This window comes from Candidatus Omnitrophota bacterium (assembly GCA_040755155.1).
GTDB lineage: Bacteria > Hinthialibacterota > Hinthialibacteria > Hinthialibacterales > Hinthialibacteraceae > JBFMBP01.
In genome coordinates this window covers 1-8,330 of record JBFMBP010000097.1, presented here as the reverse complement: position 1 = coordinate 8,330, position 8,330 = coordinate 1, and the positions used below count along the sequence as shown (strand labels likewise).

Below are 8,330 nucleotides of genomic sequence, written 5' to 3'. Positions count from 1 at the left end.
GAAATTGTTGATCGCCGGGCAGGCGCGGGATTGGAGAATCTTCAGCCTCACGCGGGACGCCGAAACCGCCGGGAAGCGCATCAGGCGCTTGTAGCCGATGGTTGTTCCTTGAGCGATTTCCTTCCATCCGTCCTTCGTTTCCGCTTCCAGTTTGAATTCGGCGATCCGTTGTCCCAGCCAGACCGGCTCTTGCAGCATGGCCACGTCGAAAGTCTTTTTGGCATGGAGATCGAAAACCAACTGCGCCGCCATTACGCCGTCGTCGGCGGCCCAATAGGTACCGCTCAGGCCGTCCACGGCGCAGGCGGGGCCGTATTGAGAATCGTAGCCCCGTACATTATCGGCGGCAGCGGAGCCATGCAGCGCCAAGTCAGTCTTGAAAGTATCGTCCAATACCCGCCGCAATTCCCGCAGCCGCGCCGCGTCGTTCTCGTGGATCAATCCCCGTCGGTCGGGCGGCAGATTCAACAGCAAAACGCTGTTGCGTCCTACAGATTGATAATAGATATCGAGCAATTGCTCCAGCGATTTCACCTTATTGTCCTCTTTGGCATGATAGAACCAGCCGGGGCGGATGGAGACGTCGCACTCGGCGGGATACCAGGCCAGCGGCCCTTCCTCGTGCGGCTTGTCCGATAAAAAACGCCAGCTTCCCGTTACTACCGTTTTGTTGAAGGAGGCGGGATTGACGCCGGTATGGGCTTGGGAATTGGATTCGGGAGAGACGGTCTGCACGCTCCATTCCGTCTCGCGGGCTACGCCGGATTCGTTGCCCACCCAGCGCACGTCCGGCCCCATGATGGCGATGACGGCATTAGGCTGGAGTTCGCGGATGACTTTATAATAACCTTCAAAATCGTAGACCTGTTTTTTTCCGTTCGGCCCTTCGCCGCAAGCGCCGTCGAACCAGACTTCGGCGATGTCGCCGTAATTCGACAGCAACTCCCGCAATTGATTTTTGAAATGCTCGTTGTAAACCGGGGAGTCGCCGTAACTTGGTTCATGCCGGTCCCACGGCGAAAGATAGATACCCAACTTGACGCCGCCCTCGCGGCAGGCGTCCGATATTTCGCGCACCACGTCGCCTTTGCCGCCCCGCCAGGGGGTGTTTTTGACGCAATGCTCCGTATATTGGCTCGGCCACAAGCAGAAGCCGTCATGATGCTTGGCGGTGAGGATGAGCAATTTCATCCCCGCGTCTTGCAGCGTTTTTACCCACTGATGGGCGTCGAATTCGGTAGGATTGAAGATCGCAGGGTCTTCGGTTCCTTCGCCCCATTCGCGGTCGGTAAACGTATTGACGCCGAAATGGGCGAAGGCGATGTACTCTAATCCCTGCCAGGCCAGTTGCTGCGCCGTGGGCAGCGGCGGGCAAAGCGGCAGAGGCGAGTTAGGTTCGGTGTTTCCAATTAACGGCGATAAACCAATGAGAATGAATGCGATGAGCAAGAATAGACGTTTCACGAAGAGCGCTCCCTTTATATAAAGATCGATTGGTGAACAGTTCTATTCTAATGGAGTTTGCGGAGGGAGTAAGAGAAAGGGGCGAAAACAAAACGGGCGCTTCGTCAGCGCCCGTTCGAGATGCTTTGCCGATTATTGGCGAAATTAGGAAGCGTGAGTCGTGATTTGTCCCATTGCAAAGAGCAATAGGAAAAAGCAGATGAGGACGAAAGAGAATGAGACCGTGGGATAACCGAGTCCCAATATGCGGCCAAGAGAGTATTCGTCGAATTTTCTATGAGCGATGACATGCCGGTCTTCCAGAGGAAAAGAAAAAAGCATCATGCTGACTAAAGCGTACAAAGTCGTAAGAAGACATACCGCCATTGCTGGGCCAATCGAGTTCGGATCGTTGAGAAAGTGCAAGATGGTGGCGTTTCCAGAAAAAAGACCGAATAAGCTGGAAAAAACAAATGTCGTCGTCAAAGCGCCGCCAAGGCTGGTTTCGCCTCGAACTGCCGCCTTGCCCCAAACGAATATAACCATGACGAAAAGCGCGATGCTCAGTGCGATGAACTCAAACAAAAATGGCATAACTTCTTCCTCTTCGGATGGTTCGCCGAGCAAATAAGGCAGAAAGAAATAAAGAATAACGCCAACGGCAATTCCCGGCAAAATTCCTATGGCGACGTCTTTCGCGGTTCTGGCGCCGCCGATAATCAACATCATTCCCCACGCAATGCCCATAACGACGATGATCGAAGGGATGTCGATGAAGGCGGCGAAAGGCGCTCCGAGAAGAATGGCGGTAACGATTAACGATAGAAAAACGATATATCCAAGAATAGTAAATATATTCATGATGCGTCTCCTTATTCAATTCTCTTCGATCGACGAGTCCTGGATGCGTTTCTTGATGGCGTAAAGGGCTGGAATCGGAAAGACGATGCTGAAAACAACGCCGTAGAGGAACGTAATGACGGCCGCGCACATTGCCGGACCAATCTGGGAGGGATCCATGAGGTTTTGCAACATCTGCACCAAACCGATGATGGTTCCGACGGCGCCCAGCAGCAGCAGATTACGCACGGCGCATTCCCAAATGTAGGCGGAGCGCCGCTGTTCGTCCAAATCCCACTCGCCGCCGACGGCATGACGAAAGGCGGCGGCGATTTCTTGGGGCGAGAAACTCATCAAGAGCGTCGCTGGACACCCGACAAGGATGAAAATCAGGCTGGGCCAATCGATGAAAATGCTTATCGTTCCGCCAAACCATAGCGTGGCGGCGATAACTAACAATAAGATAAATTCGCCAACGAAAAAATATAACGGATTCATGATACATTCTCCTTTTATTTCCACTTTCAACCTTAAATCGAATAGTTATCGAATCTTCTTAGGGAATCGAACGATACCAAGTAAATTGAATGTCGACATCTATCGCAATGGGATTTTGATTCGTTTGCAAAACCGTTTTCATGCGTTTGGGTAATTTGGAGGCGGCGTCGATCCATAATTCCGCCGAGTCTTTTACGCCATTTTTGGCAATCGAGTAATGAATCCATTCGACGCCGTTCTGTTTTTGGCTTTCTTTTCTCGTCCATACGCCTTTCAACTGGTTTTCAACATCCATAGCCGAAAGAAATTGCAGCAGATATTTTGCCATGGGATCGGCCTTGTTCTTCCATTCTTCGATCGGCGCCGAGATCATTCCCGATGGCGACGATATTTCGATCGTTCCATTTTGCACGGACCAGGATTCTTCCAAATTTCCTTCCTGCGACCGGCGTTCCACGCGGGAGGAACTTCCTTTTCGCCATTCGGCGTCGTAGCAAGCAGGGGCTTTTTCTTTTTCTCGAAAGCAAATTTCCGCTTTCATGGCGTCTGCTTTGCGCAATTCCGTTAATGTGGCGGCTACGGCTTGCAGTCCTGAAATGGCGGAGGCCAAGGGACTGGGAATGGCTCCCCGCGAACAGTTGCTCAATAGAAGAAAGCAGAAAGCAAAGGCGGCGGCGGAAGCGGATAGGATTGCCGTTCTTCGCCAAACGATCGCTATCCGCTTCCGCCATGCGGAATGATAGCGGGGAGTATTCGCTTTGGCGCTTTGGTCTCGTTCCTCCCATTTTTTTTGAAAATAACGCAATTGTTCGCGCATCGACGCTTCCACTTCGCAAGGAGGATCGCCGCTCAGATGTTCGCGCAGTAGTTCATCCAAAGGATGGTTGTCAAAATCATGTTCCTTCATATCAACCACTCCTCGCTGGAATTGGATCCAAATGAGATAGAAGCAAACTTAGCTTCGCCCTGGCTCGCGATGCGTGAATGCGGGCTGTGGCTTCGCTGCATCCTAACGCCTGCGCTATATCGGCGTAAGAATGTTCCTGCACGATCCGCATTAAAAGCGCGGACGCTTGATTTCGGGGAAGTTGGGCAATCGCTTCCATGATCTCTTTTTCCATGTCCTCGCCCATCAATCGCTCCAAAGCAAGAGGAAACCGGTCGGGAATTTCCGGAATAGCCGCATCGTTCTCTTCATGATCCAGGCGGCGCATTTTTCTCCGCAGCGCATCGTAGGCGGCGTCAACGCAGATTTTGAGGATCAACGCCGCCGGATTGATATGCTCTTGGACGCGATCGATTCGCTTCCATATAATGGATAGCGCTTCCTGCAGCGCGTCGCGGGTATCGTCGGGATCGCGGACGATGCGCCAGATCGACCGGATCATTCGATCTTCAATGGGGCGGATCAGCCGTTCGTATGGACATCGATCCTCGTTCATTCCATATCCCCATTAATGAAAATGATTAAGTAGAACGTTCGATTCCCAATTTCTCTTCCTAATAGTAACCGAAGACGATGGTCTCGTTGTGTACTCGAAAAAGAAATAAATCCATCTAGGAATAATTTTTTCATAAAATGCGTTCTTCGTCTAAGGCAAGAACAATATTCGAATTGACGCGCCGCCTGAGAAATGGTAAAGATAACGATGGATGAACCGAATTTGACAAGAAAGGGAATCGTATGATGTTGACTTATATTTTCGCGCTATCTCTCTTCCAGGCGGCTCTGCCCTCCGTGGATATCTCCAACGCGCGGCCTAATGGCATTTCCGTCCCGTTTCAGATCAACGATATTCGCGCCGATGGATTTAGGATGGGCGCGGATTATTCTTTAACATGGGAAAGCGGCGGTAAAACGTTGGAAATTCCCGCGCAAGTTTCTCCGCAACGCGGCGGCTCAGTTTTTGTCATTCTTCCCGCCGAGACAGTCTCTTCGCCGGGAGACATCCAGGCTTCTATTCATGAATCGGCAGTAAAGAAAACTCAATCCGCCTTTCAATTCGTCGAACGCGACAATAAACAACTTTATATTTATGAGGGCGGCCAACCGGTTCTCGCCTACAATTTCGGCGTTATTTCCCGCATCGGCGCTCCGCTTAATCGCGCCCGCTCCTGCTACATTCATCCCCTTTACGGTTTAGATGGCGTCCCTGTTTCTGAAGATTTTCCAACGGATCACTATCACCATCGCGGCCTCTTTTGGACATGGCCCCAAGTTATGGTTGGCGACAAGAAGGCGGATATATGGATGGCGAATATCGGCGGACAACAATTCGGGAATTGGCTCTATAAGGAAAAAGGCCAAGTATGCGCTCTATTCGGCGTGCGGAATTATTGGCATGTCGGCGGCGAGAAAGTGGTTGAAGAAATCGCCGAATTTACTGTCTACCGCGTCGGAGAAGCGGGGCGGGCCATCGATGTGTGCTTGCGCTGGAAGTCGCTTGGCGAACCGGTTTCGATTCAAGGCCAAGACGCAGGCGGCTACGGCGGATTCAATCTACGCCCCGCGCCCCGCTCGCCGGAACTGCCGGTGATTACCACTTCGAGCGGAGTGCAGGAAAAAGACAGCAACCTGGTTCCCTTTCCGTGGGGCGATTATTCCGCCGATTTTTACGGGCGGGGGATCGTTTCCGGCGTTGCGATATTCGTCGATAAAGGACACAGCGGCTATCCTCCCGGTTGGACTTTGCGCCATTACGGTTTTCTCGGAGTCGCCTGGCCGGGGAATGTTCCGCTGCAAATTCCCACGGATCGTTATTTGGAAGCCAAATACCGCGTATGGATTCACAAAGGGGATTGCCAAGAAGGCAGGGTGGAGGAGGCTTTTGGCTTTTTCGATAATCCGCCGTTGTTGAAGTTTAATGGGAATTGACATACTGGCCACCCCACCTTATTATTCGCTCCTTCCGTCTTCCGGCTGTTTTTCATATATATGAGGAAAAACCTTCGGCAGGGTCTCTCGGATGAGCGCATCTACCTTCTTGAAGTATGGAATCGCGTTTGCTTGCGCAATCTGCCATAGCGCCTCACCTAATAACAAAGGCAATGATCGAATGGCAACGTTATCGTGCTGAATTTCACCTGTTCTGAAATCGGCGCACGACATTGGAGTAGTTTGATCGCCAAACATAGACTTCATTTCTGCATGAAAAAAGGCGTTCCTGAATCGTTCGCGAATTTCGTGCAACTCCTTCTTCGTCGTATCGTTTATCAGACCTTGTTTGGATGCTGTATTGATCGTGTCATTTAGTGTCATCTGCATGTACTTCTGAACCGGGGCCGACAAGCTGTTCAGGAAGCGGCTAAAGGGTTGATCCTTTTCCTCTGTATCCGAGGTATTTGAATAGACGAGCGCGAGTTTGAGAAACGCTTCAAGCAAGATATTCGTCAGGCAGACAGCGCCTTGCCAGTGTCCTTGGATGATGCAAAAACAATTTTCGACACGAAGCATCTCGAGTTCTGGAAGGCCATACTCCGTGTTTAATTGATGCTCGATTTCAACGAGATTTATCTTGGCCTGCCGACACCATTCTAAATAGGCTGACTTGGCTTGCTCATCAAAGTTGGAGTTCATGGATACGAAATGGCCCAGTTCCTTATCTTGGAGAGCCAATGGTATCGCCCATATTCCGAATTGGCATAGTGTGCTCTCTAAAAAATCAATCATCGTGCATTATCCCTGCTTCGGCCGGGTGGCAAGGGCAAAAACAACTTTGTCCTTGCCACCCGGCCGTTTAATCGTTCATTCCCAAGCTGCTACGACCTTTTCTACGGCCTCGACGCTGCCTTGGGCTACTCGGAAGTGATTGGCGTATTTGTTGTCGCCCGTGTGATAGGCGGAGGAAGATTCGGCGAATTTCAAGCCGGTGGCCGTGCTGATGGTTACGACGGTCTCGTTTTCCTTCACGGTTCCATTGGCGCGCGCTTGCAGCAAAGCAGATAGAGCGATTCCCGTTTGGGGGCAGATATCGACGCCGCCGCGCGCTATGGCCATTTGCGCGTCTTGAATCTGCTCCTCGGAAGCGCGGAAGAAATGCGCGTCGAAGGCGCGGATCAATTGCGCCACGCGGGGAAACGAAACCGGATCGCAGATATTCGCCGCCGAGGCCACGCTGGGTTGGTGCTTGCCGGGCTTGTAGGCTTCCGGCTTGCGGTTCTGTTCGTCCCAACGGACCAGCGTATCGCATACTTCCGCTTGTCCCACAAGAATGCCGGGAAGGCGGTCGATGAGTCCATGATGATGAGCGCGCTTCAATCCCGAAAGCAACGCCGTTAAATTTCCGGCGTTGCCGACGGGAATGGCGATCCAGTCGGGAACTTTCCATTGCAAATCCTGGCAGATTTCCAGGGGAATCGTTTCCTGCCCGGCGATGCGGAAGGCGTTCTTGGAGTTGACCAAAACCAGTTCGGGATGGGCGGCGCTGAATTGTTGAATGATTCTCATACAGCCGTCGAAGCCGTCGGGATGATCGACGGGGATCACCTTGGCCCCGAATTGCAGCGCTTGAGTCAATTGCGCTACGGAAATTTTTTGGTTGGGAACGAGAATGATGCACTGGAGCCGATCGCGAGCGTATGCCGCATAGGCCGCCGCCGAGGCGGACGTATCGCCCGTGGATGCGCAGCAAACGCCGTTGATGCGCAAATCGGGATAATCCATTTGCAGGCGCAGCGTTTCGCTGACGGCGACCGACATGCCCCGGTCTTTGAAACTGCCGCTGGGATTCTGCCCTTCCAATTTGATAAACGTCGGTCCCAATCCTTGTTCTTTGCAAAGCCACTGCGGAATTTCGAACAAGTCGGTGCAGCCTTCATGCATGGCCAGGCACGCTTCTTCGGGAAAACCGGGAAGGATAAACTCGCGCCACAAAAAGACGCCGGAACCGGTGGGATAGCGCCGCGAGGCTTCGCTCCAGCGGAGATCGTCGAAGAAGCGGCGGCCTTCTTCTCCGCCGCCGATCAGGCTGTGGATGTAATCCTCGTCCCTTTCCACAAGAAGCAAGCCTTTACAATCCGGTTGGGTACAGACGTAAGTAAAGCGGTCGGTAGGATAAGCCGCGCCGCAGCGGATGCATTGCAGTTGAAAGCGTACATTGGCTTTGAGATTCATTGTAGTTTCCATAATTTCTATTCCTCCGGCGTATCCTGTTCCCGAATGGATTCGTTAAAGAATTATATAATTGGAAAGGGAGATGGCGATACTCCCAACGATTATTTCCAACAATCTTACTAATTTATCTTACGCACAATGAGATAGTAAAGGAATCTCTTACCCTCGTCGTTTGAATCACGAAAACACGAAATGAAAAAGAAGGACGCGAAAAAAAGAAAAGAATTACATTCGATGCAAGGAATCGGGCTGCGAGAAAGATTTTTCCGTGAAATCAAAAGAATCCATTATATCCGTGATTCGAAAATTTCGTGGATTACGCGCCGTTTCGCGGTTTCGCGATTTATGAGCGCAACAATGGATCGGCTGTTCCAACCTGCGGGCGAGACGCCTGCGCTCCCAGGCTGCGTAAGATGAGTTACTAATTTTTTTTTAG

General features: G+C 51.7%; 8 protein-coding genes. 1 reads left to right on the top strand and 7 read right to left on the bottom strand.

Features of this window, described 5'->3' with window-relative positions; all coding sequences use genetic code 11:
• The 5 genes from AB1656_14045 to AB1656_14025 form a co-directional block, all read right to left on the bottom strand.
• On the bottom strand, positions 1–1,464 hold a 1,464-nt coding region (locus AB1656_14045), incomplete at its 3' end, for an alpha-L-fucosidase (protein ID MEW6236504.1).
• 144 nt (positions 1,465–1,608) lie between these two features.
• The gene (locus AB1656_14040) at positions 1,609–2,304 is read right to left on the bottom strand and encodes a hypothetical protein (GenBank protein MEW6236503.1); all 696 of its coding nucleotides are present in this window, start codon (positions 2,302–2,304) and stop codon (positions 1,609–1,611) included.
• Between the two features lie 15 nt (positions 2,305–2,319).
• A complete protein-coding gene (locus tag AB1656_14035) occupies positions 2,320–2,781 on the bottom strand; it encodes a MotA/TolQ/ExbB proton channel family protein (GenBank protein ID MEW6236502.1) in 462 nt (153 codons plus the stop codon).
• A gap of 58 nt (positions 2,782–2,839) precedes the next feature.
• Positions 2,840–3,688, bottom strand: coding sequence for a hypothetical protein (locus AB1656_14030; protein MEW6236501.1), 849 nt, complete (start codon positions 3,686–3,688; stop codon positions 2,840–2,842).
• A gap of 1 nt (position 3,689) precedes the next feature.
• On the bottom strand, positions 3,690–4,223 hold the full coding sequence (locus tag AB1656_14025) for an RNA polymerase sigma factor (protein ID MEW6236500.1): 534 nt from the start codon (positions 4,221–4,223) through the stop codon (positions 3,690–3,692).
• A 242-nt stretch (positions 4,224–4,465) separates the two neighbouring features.
• Here AB1656_14025 and AB1656_14020 point away from each other — a divergent pair, with 242 nt between their 5' ends.
• Positions 4,466–5,656, top strand: a complete 1,191-nt coding sequence (locus AB1656_14020; GenBank protein MEW6236499.1) for a DUF6807 family protein — start codon at positions 4,466–4,468, stop codon at positions 5,654–5,656.
• Between the two features lie 21 nt (positions 5,657–5,677).
• Here AB1656_14020 and AB1656_14015 read toward each other — a convergent pair whose 3' ends face one another.
• A complete protein-coding gene (locus AB1656_14015; protein MEW6236498.1) occupies positions 5,678–6,451 on the bottom strand; it encodes a hypothetical protein in 774 nt (257 codons plus the stop codon).
• Positions 6,452–6,526: 75 nt separating this feature from the next.
• Complete coding sequence (gene thrC, locus AB1656_14010) at positions 6,527–7,906, bottom strand: threonine synthase (protein ID MEW6236497.1); 1,380 nt, start codon at positions 7,904–7,906, stop codon at positions 6,527–6,529.
• Positions 7,907–8,330: the final 424 nt, after the last annotated feature.